The following is a 15771-nucleotide window of genomic DNA, read 5'->3' as shown; positions in this document are numbered from 1 at the left end:
GCTGGCGACCCCTCACTTGGCCGACGCCTGCGGCTGGTCGATCTTCGTCGGTTGCGGATCGATCTTCTGGCCCGGGATCACGCGCAGTAGCCCCGCGATCACCACGCGATCGTCCGGCTTCAAGCCGCTTTCGATCACGCGCAGGCCGTTGTCGACCTGACCGATCTGCACCTTGCGCTGCTCGACAATGTTGTCGCTATTGACCACCAGAAGATAGCGGCCGCCCTGGTCGCTGCCGAGCGCGGTGTCGGGGACGAGGAGGGCGTTCTTGTCCTGGTCGAAGGGCACCCGGACCCGGACGAAATAGCCGGGCAGCAGCGCTCGCTTGCCGTTGGGCAAGACGCCGCGTACCGCGAGCGTGCCCGTTGATGTATTGAGGGTCGGCGAGACGTAGTCGAGGTGGCCTTCATGCGGATAGCCGGTCTCGGTCTGGAGGCCCACCTGGATCGGCAACTGTTTGAGGTCGGCCACGGTCAGCCCGCGACGGGCCGCTTCGGCGCGGATGCGAAGGACGTCCTGCTCGCTGACCGTGAAGTTCACCCAGATCGGATCCAGCGCGACGATGGTTGCGAGCTGGGTCGGGGAGGAGACGCCGACGAGCTCGCCGATCGAGACCAGGTGCGCGCTGACGATGCCGTCGAACGGCGCGCTCACCTTGGTGTAGCCGTAATTGACCTCGGCGAGCCTCGTATTGACCTGGGCCTGCTGGAGACTGGCCTGGGCGTTGTCGCGGGTGGATGTCGAGGTGTCGAGAGTCGCCTGCGAGACAGCCTGGCGCTGCACGAGGTCGACCTGCCGCTTGAAATCGGCCTCGGCCTGCTTGAGCGTGGCCTGCGCACCGACCTCGGCCGCCTGCGCCTGCTCGAGCTTGAGCTTGTAGGTCTCAGGCTCGATTAAGAAAAGCTGGGTGCCCTGCTTGACGAAGCTGCCGTCCTGATAGTCGATCGATTGCAGGAAGCCCTGCACGCGCGCCACCAGATCGACGCTCTTGACCGGCGCGGTGTTGCCGGTGGCTTCGACATAGCGCGTCACCGCGCGCTGCACGGGCGCCGCGACGTCCACCTTCGGCGGCGGCGGTGCCACGAACGTGTTCTTGTCCTCGCAGCCGGCGAGCGCCACCACGGCCGCTGCGGCAACGAGTGCGCGCCCGACATGTCTCCACGCTCCGTTCCGTTGTGCGAGATCAGCGGGATTCGCGCAGGTCATTCGGTGGCCCCCGATTATTGTCTGTCGGTGTGGCAGGCTACCAACAAATGCCCGGCCGTGGAACACCATAGCCATGGCGGTCACCAGCCTTGCATTGCAAATGGCGCAGTGGCCTTTGACACGTTTGTCATGGCAAACCGCTTTTCATCGTGCATGATCGACCAGAATTGTGTCAAAGGCCGAGTGACGGAAACGAAGCGGTCGAGAAGCAGAGAAGAAAAGGTGAGGAGAACATGACATGCCCACGTCCCTCCAGGCGGCCCTTGCCGGCCTCGTTTTCGCAGCGGCAGTCGCCATGCCCGCGCTAGCCGATGGCCTGAAGGACGAGATCGCCCCGACCGGCAAGCTGCGGGTCGCGATCGCGATCAGCCCGGCGGGCGGCGCGTTCTGGTCGACCAAGACCGAAGCCGGCTATGCCGGCGTGCCGGTCGACCTCGGCAAGGAGATGGCCGGCCAACTCGGCGTGCCCGTCGAATATGTCGTGCACCAGAATTCCGGGCAGATCACCGACGCGGCCGGCAAGGGGACCTGGGACGTCACCTGGCTGCCAAAAGATCCCGAGCGTGAGACCAAGATGATGTTCGGCCCGATCTACGAGGTCGCGGATGCCACCTACATCGTCAAGCCCGGCTCAGCCGTCACCAACTTCGCCAGCCTCGACCAGCCCGGCATCAAGGTCGCGGCCGTCAATGCCACCACGACCATGCGCGGCGCGATCGCGCATCTGAAGAATGCGAAAGTCACGGGCTATCAGACCTATGACGAGATATTCGGCTTCCTGAAGAGCGGCGAGATCGACGCCTTCGCGCTGTCGCGCGACCAGCTCAACAAGATGGCGCAGAAGATCCCGGGCACGAAGGTGCTGGACGAGACCTTCAAGAAAACGGTGACGGCCGTCGCCGTCCCGCTCGGTCATCCCCAGGCGCTGACGTTCGTTTCCAGGTTCATGACGGAAGCCACGACGAACGGCACCTTGCGCAAGGCCTATGACAACAACGGCCTGAAGGACACGCCGATCCGGACGGAATAGCGGCGCCGCCTCCATGGCAAGCGAGATTCGGATCCGCGCTTTCTTGCCCGCCGATGCAGCCGCCGTGCGCGAGCTGTTCATCCAGGTCAATCGCCTGTTGGCGCCGGTGCATTTGGCGGAGGCGTTTGAAGGATACATCACCCGCTCCCTCGCGGAGGAGATAGATCGTCTCGCCGATTATTATTCGGGTCGGAGCGGCGGTTTCTGGGTCGCCGTCGATGACGATGAAATCGTCGGCATGTTTGGACTGGAGGCCTCTGGCGAACACGCGATGGAGTTACGGCGCATGTACGTTGCTCCCGGCGCGCGGCGCCGGGGTATCGCGCGAAAGATGCTGGCGTTTGCGGAAGGGGAGTGCCGCCGCCGCAATCGTCCAGAATTGCAGCTGAGCACGTCCGAGCTTCAGCAGGATGCGCTGACGCTGTATCGAAACGCGGGATACGAGAATGTACGCGAAGAGATCGCCGATGCCGCCAGCAACAAGACGCTAGGTGGTGGCATTCGTCGCTACCATTTCACCAAGCGGCTCTGACGGCATCTCGGGGCGCTTCGCCCGTTATTAGGGCTGACTCACGGCTCCGCGGTGCGAATGCCTGCGGGGCTCACCTGCAGCTTGAGCGTCGACGTCCTGGTCAGCGCCTTGCCGTCGAACGAGAATGCGATCAGCTCGTTCTCGACCATGCACTGCGCCACGACATGTTTTGAGTCCTTTGACCACACCATGCCCTGGCACCAATGGCCGATCTTGGCCTCCGCCACCGGCGTGAGGTCGGTGCCCGAGATCTTGTAGACTTTGAGCAGGCCGAAATCGTTGAAGAAGGGCGAGGCCGAGGGCTTGTTCGAGCCGTTCATGACGGTGACGGCGACATGGCTGCCGTCCGGCGACATCTTCACGGCCTCAGGTGTCTGTCCAACGGTAACCGTCGTGACGACGCGGATCGGCTTGGCGGTCATGTCGATCAGACTGATCGTGTCACTGTCGCCGCTGCTGGCACCGACATTGCCGACGACGGCCACCGCGCTGCCGGTGAGGTCGATGTCGTAGGGGCGGATGCCGGCGGAGAGGTCGCGCTTGGTGTATTCGACCTTGGTCCCGTCCACGCTCAGAAGCGAGATCTTGCTGTCGCCGTCGCGGGTGACCAGCGCGGTGGCTCCGTCGCGGGAGAACACTACATGGCTGGGGCCCGACTTGGCATCGCCGAGTTGAATCTTCCCGCCTGCGGTCAGCGTATTGCCGCTGATCGCGAAGACCGAGACGGTGCCCTCGCTGCGGTTGGCAACCAGCGCCAGCGTGCCGGCACGGTTGATCGAGACGCCGGCGGCGCCTGGTCCGGCCTGCAATGTCGCAAGCACCTTTGGCGGGGTGGATTTGAGGTCGATCACCGAGAGCTTGTCGTCGGGGACCGTCTTGGTCGTATCCGCGGGATCGAGCTTCATCGCCCCCGTGACCAGCGCAAGCGAGCCGTCCGGCGCAATCGCGACGCTCGGCGGCGGCCCGACTACGCTGGCGGGTGCCGGCACCTCGCCCAAAAGCTTCAGCGCGCCATCGGTGAGATCGATGACGCTGACCGTGTCCGGCAACGGCTGCTTGCGCACCACGGCATTGCCGTTCTCCAGCATCATCTTGCCGTCATTGGCGGTGACGACGATCTCGGCATGAGCGGCGAAATTTGCAAAGCCGGCAAAGGACGTTGCGACCAGAGCAGACGCGACATCGCGCGTGCGCCTGTGAACAGCGGCTTTCATGTTTCCCCCTGAGACTTTGTTCTTGTCCGGCAAAGCTAAATGCAACCCGGTGCATCACGCAACAACCTGCCCGTGATCATTTTTGTCTTCGCCCTTGGAATAAAACGGCAAGACGCGCCCCGGTGAAGCGAAGCGGGTGGCTGCATAAAAAATTATGCCTCGACCACTGCGCAAAGTGTCTCGTGCGTCAAACTGACACGGCTCTGTCAGTCGCGATGTTTAGAACGTTTCTGATCGTAAACATCCTCATTTCCGGGGCGTCAAAAAAATGAAATCGAGACTACTGACGACGGCTGCGATTGTCGCGGCCGCGAGCGCGCTCGCGTGCACTCTTCCCGTCCTTGCGGACGACTTCGGCCGTGACCGCGATCACGGGCATGATCAAGGTCGCGACAACGATCACGACCGTGATCATCACCGTCATCCGCATGACATCCACACCGAGACGCCGATCAAGCATCTCGTGATCATCTTCAACGAGAACCGCTCGTTCGACCATTACTTCGCGACCTATCCGAACGCGGCCAATCCGTCCGGCTCGATCCCCTTCGTGCCGAAGCCGCATACGCCGAAGGTCAACAATCTCGCCAACGCGCATTTGCTGGTGAACAATCCGAACAACAGCGCGGCCAACGGCACCGGCGCGACGGATCCGTTCCGCCTCGACCGCACCCAGGCCAACACGCGCTCGCAGAACCACTCCTACACGCCCGAGCAACAGGCCGTGGACAACGGCAAGGAAGACTTGTTTCCGAAATTCACCGGCCGCGGCACCGCCGGCGGCGCCGGTGCGTTCGGCACCAACGGTCAGGTCATGGGCTATTTCGACGGCAACACCACCACCGCCTTCTGGAATTACGCCCAGCACTTCGCCATGAGCGACAATGCCTGGACCGACACTTTCGGTCCGTCGACGCAGGGCGCGCTCGCGGTGATTTCTGGCCAGACCAATGGCGCGCAGAACATCGTCGGCACCTCGGCGTCGATCGCCGACGGCCAGGGCGGCCTGACGCTGATCGGCGACACCGACCCGGCCTACGATTCCTGCTCGAGCACGAGCAGCACCGTGCTGATGACAGGCAAGAACATCGGCGACCTGCTCAACGACGGGCGCATCAGCTGGGGCAGCTTCATGGGCGGCTTTGACCTGACGCTCAAGAATGCCAACGGCACCACCGGCTGCGCGCGCACCACCTTCTCCAGCAACGTGAACGGCACGATCGTGGACTACAGCCCGCACCACGCCTGGTTCCAGTACTACAAGTCGACCGCCAACCCGACCCATGCGCGGCCGAGTTCGGTCGATGCGATCGGCCACACCTACGAGAAGGGCGGCAAGACCGTCGATCCGGCCAACCACGCCTACGACCTCGAGGACTTCTACGCCGCCGTGAAGGCCGGCAATTTCCCGGCCGTCTCCTACATCAAGATGTCGGCCTACCAGGACGGTCACGCCGGCAACTCCGATCCGCTCGACGAGCAGGTCGGCAACGTCGAGCTGATCAACTTCCTCCAGAAGCAGCCGGAGTGGCGCGAAACCGCGGTCATCATCACCTATGACGACTCCGACGGATGGTACGACCACCAGTACGTTGCGCCGAAGACCGCCTCCTACGATCCGACCGCCGATCAGGTCAACGGTCCGGGCCTGTGCGGCCTCGGCCCGCAGAAGCAGCCGGCACCGAAGGGTCTCTCCGGCAAACCGGTGAACGGCCGCTGCGGTCCGGGCACGCGCATTCCGTTCATCGTGGTCTCGCCCTACGCCAGGACCAACCACGTGAGCAGCACCTACATCTCGCAGGCGTCCGTGGTGCGGTTCATCGAGGACAACTGGCTGCGCGGCCAGCGTATCGGTGGCGGCTCGTTCGACGCCAGCTCCGGCTCGATCATGGACCTGTTCGACTTCGATCAGGATCACAGCCATGACTACCGGACCGACGCGCTGTTCCTCGATCCGACCTCCGGCACGGCGATCACCAGCCCGCCGGACGAGCATCACCACCACTAGTCCAACGGGACGCTTGATGAACAGCCGCACCATGTGGCTCCTCGGCGCCGGCCTGCTTTGTCTGGCCGGCGCCGTCTTTGCAGCCGGGACGCAAGGACTTGCGGAGACGAGCCAGCTCGGCGCGAACCCGAATCCGGTTCGCCTCATGCGCCCGCCCGTCGCGCCATTGTCCGCGATGGCGCAGCTCGGCAAGGAGATCTTCTACGACGCGTCGCTGTCGTCGTCCGGCGCGCTGTCCTGCGCATCCTGCCACAGCCCGGATCACGCCTACGGCCCGCCCAACGACGGGCCGGTGATGCTCGGCGGCGCCGCCCTGTCGCGGCAAGGCGCACGCGCGGTGCCGTCGCTGACCTATCTCGATCGCCATCCCAATTTCAGCATCGGCCCCGACAAGGGCGACGACGACAACGTCATCGATCTCGCGCAGATGGCTGCAATCGGCCAGCAGGCCGCGCGTACGACGAAGACCGCCGGCGGCAGCGGCGCATCGGCGAACATCGTGCCGCAAGGCGGCCTGTTCTGGGACGGCCGCGCCGACACGCTCCAGGACCAGGCGCTGTTCCCGCTGCTCGACCCCAACGAGATGGACGGCGGCAGTGCCGAGATCGTCGCGGACAAGCTGCGCCGTGCGCCTTACGCCTATCGCTTCGTCGAGCTGTTCGGCGCCGGCGTGCTCAGAAATCAGCGGCTCCTGATCGCGGAGGCGATGTTCGCGGTGGCGCGTTATCAGGTGGAGGAGCCGAGCTTCCATCCCTACACCAGCAAGTATGACTACTGGCTCGAGGGCAAGGCGCGGCTCACCGAGACCGAACTGCGCGGCCTGCAAGCGTTCAACGATCCTGACAGGGCCAATTGCGCCGGCTGTCACACCTCGGCGCCGACCCGCGACGGCCTGCCGCCGCTGTTCACCGATCACCAATACGAGGCGCTCGGCGCGCCGCGCAATGCCGCGCTCGCCGGCAATCGCGATCCCAACCATTTTGATCTCGGCGTCTGCGGCCCGCAGCGCACCGACATTCCCGAGCAGACGCAATATTGCGGCATGTTCCTGACGCCGACGCTACGCAACACGGCGACGCGCCGCGCCTTCTTCCATAATGGCGTTTTCAGTACCCTCGAGCAGGCTCTGGATTTCTACAATCTTCGCGACACCAATCCGGAAAAGGTTTTTCCGCGCGGCGCCGACGGCGCGGTGCGGAAATACGACGACCTGCCGCAAAAATATCATGCCAATGTCGACGTCACCGATCCGCCCTTCGATCGCCACCCCGGCGACAAGCCGGCGATGACGGAGCTGGACGAAGCCGACATCATCGCGTTTCTGAAGACACTGACGGACGGCTACAAGCCGGAGAATTAGAGTGCCGACGAATTAGAGTGTCGACGCATGATTCCGGGATGCGGATGCGGCGAAAAAGTCAGTCATCGCCTGCATGAACACTCCTGCCGCCGCCGTGTCGGATCGCGTGGCCGTATTCAAAAGAACTCAAGCGAAGGAAAGTGATTGACCAGTCTGTCCCAGAGCGAGGACGGCGGCCGTGGCTGCCTTTTGGCCTCCTGGAGGGACAGGCACCGCGGTGCCAGTCTCATTCCATAATAGAGGTTCGCTCCAGAGAGGCTCTGACCGCCCTGTATGCTGACAGTCGGATCGAAATTATTCTTTATCAAGTCCGTCGTTTGCTCCACGGAGCCCGCCGCTGAATTGTCATAGGCCGCGACGTATTTCGTCGATGCCTTGAGAACCCGCTGTCCCTGGCAAACGTATTCCCCGTTTTCCAGATAACGTTTCACTTCCCGATCGCAGGACTCGCGGCGGAACAGCTCCTCCGCGATGATTGATAGATCTTCAAGTGAGATTTCCAACACTTGAACGTCATCAAGCTCGAGCTTTACAGCTTCTGCCAATTTTGCATCGGTATGTGACTGAATCGAACGCACGACTTTTGAGTCGAGCGAATACTGTGTCTTTCGTAGCTCCGAAGTGACCTGGGTCGCTGAAGATGAAGTACGAGTGACGCCGACCAGCCGATCCGGCGAGACTTCGCACAGCATGTCGTAATCCTGGCCGTTCGGAGAGACATGATAGATGGAGCCTGGAGCGCGCAGGAGGACCGGTGGCGTTATCGGGTGAAAGCCGATAGCGGTGATTGCTTCGTTGAGCTTATTTGGGGGTGTGCGTAGATGTATCGCGGCCACGGATGCCAGTGGTGCGATGCTCACGATCGCGACTAATGCCCCCCACTTGACCAATGGGCGCATTGGAATTCTCCGCCGATTATCCGCAACAATAGTGTCCGCAGGGGCGCGCGCACGCGTTGGCCGAATCTGCAGGAACAGTCGTCGTGAGTGCGGCGAGAGTGAAGACAAAAAGCAGTGCTGCGAACTTCATGGCCTGTCCTCCTATGGATTGACAGATGTTCGCTCGGCTTGACGTCCGGAAACCCGCAACGCTTTGGCGCCGGGACGCGAGACATCTCCTTGCAAAACTACGCCCGGCATGGGGTCGCTGATATGAACTAGCTCACACTCTATCTATAATTGTGCTGAGTCTCGCGGGGCGTCGCCCTTCTGTATGTCCTCAGCGCCCCTTGATCTCCGAATATTTCACCATCGCGCGCTCGAACTTCCGGTTGAACAGCCACATCGCAGCGAGGATCTCGCGGAAGCTGGCCGAGGTCCGCGCCCGGTCGGCCTGTCCAAACGCGAAGATGCTGTTGTTGCGCAGGTGCTTCATAATCGTTGGACTGGACACCCTGTAATTCAGGAGATCGCCGGACTTGAGCGCGGACCGCGTCGGGGTGGGAACGATCTGGATCAGTTCGAACAACTTCATCTGGTCGATCGGATCGGGAAGCGTCTTCACGATTCCCGGGATCTCCCGAAACACCTCCGCGTGCGCGTTCATCAGGCCGTCGCGCACGTTGGTCCAGTGGTTGAAGCGATAGTCCGTGCCGCGGGCGCGTGCCTCTTCCTTGTCGTCGCGCGCGCTCAGCTCTGGGTCGGCTGCCGCGATGTCTCCCTTGATGGCTTCCCACTTCCGGCGGCCGTTGCGGTCCTCGGACGGGCCGGTCTGGAAGCTGCCCATATAGGTGTTCGAGCGCCCGTTGCGGACATTCTGCTTGCCGTTGGTCTCGGCGAAGAACAGCCCGAGGCTGATCCGGCCCGCAGCTTCGGCGTGAGCCGGTGCAAGCCCCTTGGCGCGTGCGATAGCTGTGGCGAGATCGACGACGTCCTTGAACGGCGTCGCCGAGTTCTGCGCGCCGGCGGGCGGCGCCTCCATGACGTCGAACAGCTTTGAATATTCGTCGATCAGCGGCTCGATGTCGGCGTCGAAATAGGCCGGTGGTATCTCGAACTTGTTGGGCTTGCCGATTCGCGACGGCATGGCGTCGGTGAGATCCTTGTAAGCACTGATGACCGCGACGCGCGCCAGATAGAGCGCCTGTCCCGGCAGGTTCGGCAGCGGCTCCTTCGCCTCGATCTGTCGGCGCCGCTCGGCAAGGATGGATTTGAAATCGCCGAGCGCGCGATCGTAGGTAGCGAGCGCCTCCGATTGCTTTGCGTTAAGCGTTTGTGCCCGGCTGACTGTGAACGTCGTGAGGATCAGCCCAAGCACCGCCAGGGCCGTGGCGGCATGACATCGTCGTCCCATGGCGGGTTCCCATGTGCCGGAGATTCGTCGGTCACGGGATCGTAAACATCAAACGCGCGGACTGGCGAGTTGCAAATCACGCACAGCCCGGGTTCTCCGACCTTACGCTGTGGCCCGGTAATCCGGCGCCGTCGCCAGGAATTTCGCGTAGGCATCCGCATCCGGCGGCTGGAAGTGTCCGGCGAGCCCGCCGCGCTTCTGATTCCTGGCGCCGATGTCCGCCATCAGCTCGTCGAAATGGCGGTAGTGATAGGGCGCGACGCAGAGGCCGCCATAGACGCCGGCAGCCGGCCGTTCGACCCGCTTGAAGTGCAGCATCATCTCGACATTGTCGCGCATCGCTTGTGCCGTCGGCTGGTTCGCGAGCTGTCCGTCGGCATAGCGCACCAGCCAGTTCGCCGCCAGATCAGCACAGAGAACGGTGCAGAACGACGAGTTGAAGCCGACGAAGCCCATCTCCGGCAGATCAGGGTTGGCGATCAGGCGGTAGAGCCGGTACTGCCCGTCCGCATCGACAAGTTTCTGCCGATAGGCCTCGGGCAGGAACGGCACGCCGAGCTTGTAGCCGATCGCGAGCACGGCGACGTCGGTCGCGACGCGCTCGCCGCCGCTCATCACGATGCTGTCGCCTTCATAGTGGTCGAAGCTGCCGAACACCGCCTTGATGCGGCCGTCGGCGACCATCGGGTAGAAGTCCGGCGTTGCGATCGGCACCGAGCAGTTGACGCCGTCCTCGATCCGCTCCTTCGGCACCATCTTGCACCGGTTCAGCTTGAGCTGCGCCTTCAGCAGGCTCTCCAGCCCGCGCCAGTTCGCCCAGATCAGCGGCGCGGCGATGCGGTGCGCGAGCCGTGCCATGGAGCTCGCGCCCCAGCCCGGAAACATCTCCTCCTGCGCGCGGATGTAGAGGATGCGCTTGAAGTTCACGAGCCCGCCAATGAAATAGGGGATGCGCCACACCGGCTCGCGCATCACGATGGTAACCTCGCGCGCGCCCGATTTCACCGCGTTCACGGCGATGTCGGTCGCGGACTTCGAGCCGCCGAGCACGACGACGCGCCGCCCTTTCGCCAGCGTCGGATCGCTGTATGTCGACGAATGCAGGATCTGGCCGCCCTGCGCCAGAAAGCCGTCCTCGCCCGGGCAATGCAGCTCGCGCGGCTCGTTGAACTGCCCGGTGCAGACCGCGACGAAATCGAAATTCTCGTTCGTGGTCGCGCCGTCCTTGCTTGATAGCGTGAGCGTCCAGCCCGGTTTGCCATCGGCGCGGCGCTCCATGCCGGCGACCCCAGTGTTGAGGCGCAGCATGCGGTCGAGGCCAAAGTTTTTCGCATAGTCGCAGAGATAAGCATGGACCTGCGGCCCGGTCGGCCATTCCGGATAACTGTCCGGCATGGCGCGATCGGTGTAGCGGTAGAGCTCCTTCGGGCTCTGGGTCTGCACGTCAGGATAGGAGCGCGCCGGCTCCCAGACGCCGCCGAGATCGGCACTGCGCTCGACGATGGTGACGCGGTGGCCGTGGCTGGAAAACGCCTTTGCGGCGGCGAGGCCGGAGACGCCGGCGCCGATCACGCAGACATGCTTGGGACTGACCATGGGATTCCTCGCAATCAATGTGTTTCGGGCGCAAGCGACCACGCTCGGCCGCGATGCGCGCCCGGCGGACCTGCAGGCAGATGAAACTGGACGAGAAGGCTGGCCGCCTAATCGTTGGCCTCGGGCGGCAGGAAGTCGACCTCGTGCAGCGCCGAGATGCGCACGACTTCGGCGGGGTCCGTCAGATTGTGGAGCTGGTTGAACAGCGCCTCCAGCTTCTGCATCGGCGAGACCCAGAACAGCGCGCGGCACGGCTTGTCGGACTTGTTGAAATAGCCGTGCGGGATGCCGCGCGGCATGCGCACGAGATCCCCGGCATGGGCCTTGACCCATTGGCCGTCGAGCTTGAGGTCGAGCGTGCCTTCCTGCACCAAGATGAACTCGTCCTGGGTCGGATGAATGTGCACGGGCACGAACTGGCCGGGCTCGCTGTTGGTCTCGAACGCGAAGGTGGAATCTGTGATGGCCTTGGGAAAATAGACCTGGCCAAGGATGTTCCAGCTCTTTCCGCCATAGCCCGTGCCAACAGCGGTTATGCCCTTTTCGAGTGCAGTCATGGCTCACTCCTCATGGATTCCGGCGAGGATGGAGCTTCGGCCCGTCGACGGTCGCTGTCTATCCGCTAAACGAATCCGGATGCGGCTGTTGCCATGCAGCACGACGATTTTGCGACGCGGCTCTTTTCGCATCCCGGGAACTATTATAGGCTTAAAGCAACTCCGTGGCCCGAGGCGTGGTCGACGATGTCCGCAGCCGAGCTGGAAATGAGCACGCGGCGGTCCGAAGCCGAACGGCTTGCGGACTTCGCCCGCGTCACCACGGACGATGTCGACGAAGCGGCAGAGCAGATCGGACGCATCTTCTGCCCGCACGATCTCAAGCCGGTACGGCCGCGCGGACCGGGGTTCTCAGCCCGGCACAATTGCGCGGCGTTCGACGGCTTCTCGATCAACTATGTCGCCTATGGCGGGTCGGTGAGCATCGATCCCGGCTGCCTCGAGCGCTTCTTCCTGGTACAGGTCCCGCTCACCGGCACCGCCCGCATTCGTGCCGGCGTCAGCGAAATCGATGCTGCGCCGGGCCGGACGGCGTCGCTGCTGTCGCCGACCATCCCGACCCGGATGATGTGGAGCGACTGTGCGCAGGCGATCCTGCTGCTCGACCGTCGCATGGTCGAGCAACGCGCTGCGTCGCTGTCGGGCAGGGCGGCCGGCCCAGTCGAGTTTGATGCCGCGATCGACCTCGACGCACCGGCGGGGCAGGCCCTGCAGACCAGCCTTGCCGAGCTGATGCTGCTCGCCGAGCGTCTCGGGCCGTCCGGCAGGCTTTCACCGGTCGCGATGGCCGATTGGCGCGAGGTGCTGCTCGATCATCTCCTCAACGGCCGGCGGCATGGCCTGTCGGATGCCATCAGGAGGTTCTCGGGGCAAGCCGAGCGTTTGCCGCGTGCACTGCGCGCCGCGCGGGACCATCTTGCGGAAAATGCCGGTGAGCCGCTCGACCTCGCGCAGCTCGCCTGCGCGTCCGGGATCGGCGTCCGCGCGCTCCAGCTCGGCTTCCGCCGCCACTTCGGCGTATCGATCTCGGAGATGCTGCTCGACATGCGCCTCGCTGCTCTGCACGCCCGGCTCGCGCAGGCTTCGCCGGATGTCTCCATCACCGAGATCGCCTTCGATCTCGGCTTCACCCATCTCGGCCGCATGGCGGGTGCCTACCGCGAAAAATTCGGCGAGACGCCGTCGGCAACGCTGCGGCGAAGGATGAGCTAGGCGGCAGGCATCTATTTTCGCGATCGCGTCGTGCCGCTGTCTTCAGCCGCCTGCCTGCGTAAAAAGCCCTCGACATCCGCCTGCACCGAGTACGGCGTCGGGATCGGATCGCCCGCGGCGTCGACGGCGGTGTCGAGGGAGCGGCGCAGCATGCGCGCGAGCTCGGCCTTTCGGTACGGCTTCGCCAGAAGCGGCGCGCCCATGGTGGCGCGTCCCTGCGCGTGCAGCGAATCGTAGGCATAACCCGACGTGAACAGCACCCGCAGCGAGGGCCGCGCAGCCACCATCTGTTCGGCGAGCTCGCGTCCGTTGACGCCGCCAGTCATCACGATGTCGGTGAAGAGCAGATCAAACGGCGTGCCTTCGGCCACGATGGCGAGCGCTTCGGTCGCATTGGCGGCGGAAATGACCTGGTAACCGAGGCTTTTTAGCTGGACGGTGACATATTGGCGGACGTCGCGATCGTCCTCGACGCAGAGGATTGTCTCCGTGCCGCCCACCACCTTGCGCTCGTCATAGCCAGCCGGACGGAGCGTGCTGGTCTCGGCCTTCGGCAGGTAGATCGTGAAAATCGTGCCGCGGCCTTCTTCGGAAGTGACCTTGATGCCGCCGCCGGACTGCTTGACGAAACCGAACACCATGCTGAGACCGAGCCCGGTGCCCTTGCCGACATCCTTGGTCGAGAAGAACGGATCGAAGATGCGTTCGAGAATGGCTTGCGAAATACCCGTGCCGGTATCGGCGACCTCGATCTCGACATAGTCGCCGGCATAGCCGGCGCCCACCGCCACGGCCTCGCGCACGCCGAATACCACGTTGCGCGTCGTGAGCGTGAGCTTGCCGCCATCCAGCATCGCGTCGCGGGCGTTGATCGCGAGGTTGAGCAGCGCCGCGCTCAGTTGGCCGCGGTCGGCGAAAGCCAGCCAGACGTTGCGGTCAAGCCTGGACACGATCTCGATCTTCTTGTCGAAGGTCGCCAGCAGCAGCTTTGCGACCTCTTCGAGCAGCTCGTTGACGTCGATCTCGGCCGGCTGGAGCGCCTGCTTGCGGGCAAAGGACAACAGGCTCGACGTCAGCGCGGCGCCGCGATCGGCCGCTTCGCTGATCAGCTTGGTGATGGTCGCAAGCGGCGGGTCGTCCTTCACGGCGTCGGCGAGGATCTCGATCGTGCCCGTGATCACGGTGAGCATGTTGTTGAATTCGTGCGCGATGCCGCCGGTGAGCTGGCCGACCGCCTCCATCTTCTGGGCCTGGATCAGTTGCTCCTCGGCGGCGCGCTTCTGGGTGACGTCCTTGACGAAATTGTTGATGATGGTGCGCCCGCCGAGCTGGAGCGCCGTGCTCGACGCCTCGATCAGGATCTGGTCGCCGTTCCGGTGCAGCAGCGTCGCTTCGAACCGGATGCCGATCGGCGTATCCGACAGTTCCGGCAAAAGCCGCATCATGCGTTGCCTGAAGCCGTCGCGGAGCGGCTCGGCGATGAGGAGGTTGACGACGTCGGCGCCGAGCGCCTCCTTGCGGGTCCATCCGGTCAGGGCCTCGGCCTGGACACTCCACTCCAGGACGATGCCGTTCGCATCGGTCTGAACGAAGGCGTCGAGCGCGGTCTTGATGACGGCCTGGGTCATCTGTGCGCCGGCCTGGGCCTGCTCGGCCAGTTGCGCGGCGGCGCGTTTGTCCTGCGCCGTTTCGATCGCGCGCGTGCACAGCCGTGCGAGCAGCACCGCAACGGCGCCGCTTGCCAGCAAAGCGATGATCTGGGCCAAGCCGAACCCGGTCCCGGTCGCGGCATAGGAGGCGAGGAGGGCCGCGGCGGTCACGGCGACCTGCGCGGCCAGCGCGAGTGTCAGAAGCGGTCTGAGTTTCATGGTCTCACACCAGCGACGTCAATCGCGGGACCCTCGCGTTCGCGCTGTAGATTGCTCCGGCTTCACGTCAGCTACAGGCTCCGCGAGCCTGCGTCGAGGGGCAATTTCCGGCGGGGCGCCGGCGTTCCTCGCGCTCAACCTGCCGGCGAATCGGTCTGGCGCAGCGTCGTGACCCAGATCACACGCGCGGCCTGCTGGGTCGGGTTGTCGAACATGTGCGGCACGATGCTCGGAAAGCGGAAGCTGTCGCCGGCCTCGAGCAGATGAGCCTGGTTGTCGAGCCACAGCCGCAGGCTGCCGGACAGGATGTACCCGGCCTTCTCGCCGGTGTGCTGCAAGAAGTCGGTGCCGGACGAGGCGCCGGGGTTGAGCGTGAGCTCATAGAGTTCGAGCTGGCCCTCGTCTGCCGGCGTCAGCGCTTCCTTGACGACGCCGCTGGCGGTGAGCCGCAACAGGCGCCGGCTGTTCTTGCGCACGATGTAGCGCTGTACGTCGGCGGGATCGGTGGTCTCGAAGAAATAGGAGATGGGAACGTCGAGCGCGATGCTGAGCAGGCGCAGCGTCCGTATCGACGGCATGGCACGCGCGCGTTCGAGCTGGCTGATCATGCCGTTGGAGAGCCCGGTCTTGGTGGCGACGTCCTGGATCGAGAGGCCGGCGCGCTGCCGCAGCAGCCGCACGTTTTCGCCGAGCCGCTGGTCGACCGCATCGTCAGCCTCGATCGCCGGGGCATCCTTCGGGCCGTTGGTCTCGCCGCGACCATCCATGTCGCTCTCCCATGCATTGCCTCGCCGCCGGAATGGCCGGCGGCGTGAAAAGGTCGCGCATCCTAGCAATGTGATTGACAGCTGTATTTAGTCATGATGAACTTTTGACTGAAAAATTTAGAAGCACTA

General features: G+C 63.9%; 13 protein-coding genes. 5 read left to right on the top strand and 8 right to left on the bottom strand.

Annotated elements, in window-relative coordinates:
- Positions 1–12: 12 nt before the first annotated feature.
- Positions 13–1206: an efflux RND transporter periplasmic adaptor subunit gene (locus CT676_RS14400; protein ID WP_085405197.1), complete on the bottom strand. Its 1194-nt coding sequence runs from the start codon at positions 1204–1206 to the stop codon at positions 13–15.
- A 238-nt stretch (positions 1207–1444) separates the two neighbouring features.
- Between CT676_RS14400 and CT676_RS14395 the strand changes: the two genes are divergently transcribed.
- Positions 1445–2236 (top strand): ABC transporter substrate-binding protein, encoded by a 792-nt coding sequence (locus CT676_RS14395; protein WP_085405196.1) that lies wholly within the window; start codon positions 1445–1447, stop codon positions 2234–2236.
- A 13-nt stretch (positions 2237–2249) separates the two neighbouring features.
- Positions 2250–2768 carry a GNAT family N-acetyltransferase gene (locus tag CT676_RS14390; protein ID WP_085405195.1) on the top strand — a complete coding sequence of 173 codons (519 nt, stop codon included), beginning with the start codon at positions 2250–2252 and terminating at the stop codon, positions 2766–2768.
- A 38-nt stretch (positions 2769–2806) separates the two neighbouring features.
- Here the strand turns inward: CT676_RS14390 and CT676_RS14385 are convergent, their stop codons facing one another.
- Positions 2807–3982, bottom strand: a complete 1176-nt coding sequence (locus tag CT676_RS14385; RefSeq protein WP_085405194.1) for a mandelate racemase — start codon at positions 3980–3982, stop codon at positions 2807–2809.
- Positions 3983–4250: 268 nt separating this feature from the next.
- Between CT676_RS14385 and CT676_RS14380 the strand changes: the two genes are divergently transcribed.
- Together CT676_RS14380 and CT676_RS14375 are read left to right on the top strand one after the other, a co-directional pair.
- A complete protein-coding gene (locus CT676_RS14380; RefSeq protein ID WP_085405193.1) occupies positions 4251–5990 on the top strand; it encodes an alkaline phosphatase family protein in 1740 nt (579 codons plus the stop codon).
- A gap of 16 nt (positions 5991–6006) precedes the next feature.
- Positions 6007–7350, top strand: a complete 1344-nt coding sequence (locus tag CT676_RS14375; protein WP_085405192.1) for a cytochrome c peroxidase — start codon at positions 6007–6009, stop codon at positions 7348–7350.
- A 116-nt stretch (positions 7351–7466) separates the two neighbouring features.
- Here CT676_RS14375 and CT676_RS14370 read toward each other — a convergent pair whose 3' ends face one another.
- From CT676_RS14370 to CT676_RS14355, 4 genes are all read right to left on the bottom strand, one after another.
- Positions 7467–8249: a hypothetical protein gene (locus CT676_RS14370; RefSeq protein ID WP_085405191.1), complete on the bottom strand. Its 783-nt coding sequence runs from the start codon at positions 8247–8249 to the stop codon at positions 7467–7469.
- A 319-nt stretch (positions 8250–8568) separates the two neighbouring features.
- The gene (locus tag CT676_RS14365; RefSeq protein WP_085405190.1) at positions 8569–9642 is read right to left on the bottom strand and encodes a hypothetical protein; all 1074 of its coding nucleotides are present in this window, start codon (positions 9640–9642) and stop codon (positions 8569–8571) included.
- 102 nt (positions 9643–9744) lie between these two features.
- A complete protein-coding gene (locus CT676_RS14360) occupies positions 9745–11238 on the bottom strand; it encodes an NAD(P)/FAD-dependent oxidoreductase (RefSeq protein ID WP_085405189.1) in 1494 nt (497 codons plus the stop codon).
- A 107-nt stretch (positions 11239–11345) separates the two neighbouring features.
- Entirely contained in the window at positions 11346–11795 is a 450-nt protein-coding gene (locus CT676_RS14355) for a cupin domain-containing protein (RefSeq protein WP_085405188.1), read from the bottom strand.
- A 186-nt stretch (positions 11796–11981) separates the two neighbouring features.
- Here CT676_RS14355 and CT676_RS14350 point away from each other — a divergent pair, with 186 nt between their 5' ends.
- Positions 11982–13007 carry an AraC family transcriptional regulator gene (locus CT676_RS14350; protein ID WP_085405319.1) on the top strand — a complete coding sequence of 342 codons (1026 nt, stop codon included), beginning with the start codon at positions 11982–11984 and terminating at the stop codon, positions 13005–13007.
- A gap of 11 nt (positions 13008–13018) precedes the next feature.
- On the opposite strand, the gene CT676_RS14345 is transcribed toward CT676_RS14350, so the two are convergent.
- Positions 13019–14875 (bottom strand): ATP-binding protein, encoded by a 1857-nt coding sequence (locus tag CT676_RS14345; RefSeq protein WP_135214824.1) that lies wholly within the window; start codon positions 14873–14875, stop codon positions 13019–13021.
- A 134-nt stretch (positions 14876–15009) separates the two neighbouring features.
- On the bottom strand, positions 15010–15642 hold the full coding sequence (locus CT676_RS14340; protein WP_135214823.1) for a cupin domain-containing protein: 633 nt from the start codon (positions 15640–15642) through the stop codon (positions 15010–15012).
- Positions 15643–15771 lie beyond the last annotated feature (129 nt).

This window comes from Bradyrhizobium sp. MOS001, assembly GCF_004634465.1.
Lineage (GTDB): Bacteria > Pseudomonadota > Alphaproteobacteria > Rhizobiales > Xanthobacteraceae > Bradyrhizobium > Bradyrhizobium barranii.
Note: the sequence above shows the minus strand (reverse complement) of the source record. Positions and strands in the feature narration are given on the sequence as shown.

Excerpts from the sequence above, each read along its gene's own strand:
- CT676_RS14395 (WP_085405196.1), top strand. The coding sequence starts at position 1,445 with ATGCCCACGTCCCTCCAGGCGGCCCTTGCCGGCCTCGTTTTCGCAGCG.
- CT676_RS14355 (WP_085405188.1), bottom strand. The coding sequence starts at position 11,795 with ATGACTGCACTCGAAAAGGGCATAACCGCTGTTGGCACGGGCTATGGC.
- CT676_RS14375 (WP_085405192.1), top strand. The coding sequence starts at position 6,007 with ATGAACAGCCGCACCATGTGGCTCCTCGGCGCCGGCCTGCTTTGTCTG.
- CT676_RS14345 (WP_135214824.1), bottom strand. The coding sequence starts at position 14,875 with ATGAAACTCAGACCGCTTCTGACACTCGCGCTGGCCGCGCAGGTCGCC.
- CT676_RS14340 (WP_135214823.1), bottom strand. The coding sequence starts at position 15,642 with ATGGATGGTCGCGGCGAGACCAACGGCCCGAAGGATGCCCCGGCGATC.
- CT676_RS14385 (WP_085405194.1), bottom strand. The coding sequence starts at position 3,982 with ATGAAAGCCGCTGTTCACAGGCGCACGCGCGATGTCGCGTCTGCTCTG.
- CT676_RS14400 (WP_085405197.1), bottom strand. The coding sequence starts at position 1,206 with ATGACCTGCGCGAATCCCGCTGATCTCGCACAACGGAACGGAGCGTGG.
- CT676_RS14360 (WP_085405189.1), bottom strand. The coding sequence starts at position 11,238 with ATGGTCAGTCCCAAGCATGTCTGCGTGATCGGCGCCGGCGTCTCCGGC.
- CT676_RS14350 (WP_085405319.1), top strand. The coding sequence starts at position 11,982 with ATGTCCGCAGCCGAGCTGGAAATGAGCACGCGGCGGTCCGAAGCCGAA.
- CT676_RS14365 (WP_085405190.1), bottom strand. The coding sequence starts at position 9,642 with ATGGGACGACGATGTCATGCCGCCACGGCCCTGGCGGTGCTTGGGCTG.
- CT676_RS14390 (WP_085405195.1), top strand. The coding sequence starts at position 2,250 with ATGGCAAGCGAGATTCGGATCCGCGCTTTCTTGCCCGCCGATGCAGCC.
- CT676_RS14370 (WP_085405191.1), bottom strand. The coding sequence starts at position 8,249 with ATGCGCCCATTGGTCAAGTGGGGGGCATTAGTCGCGATCGTGAGCATC.
- CT676_RS14380 (WP_085405193.1), top strand. The coding sequence starts at position 4,251 with ATGAAATCGAGACTACTGACGACGGCTGCGATTGTCGCGGCCGCGAGC.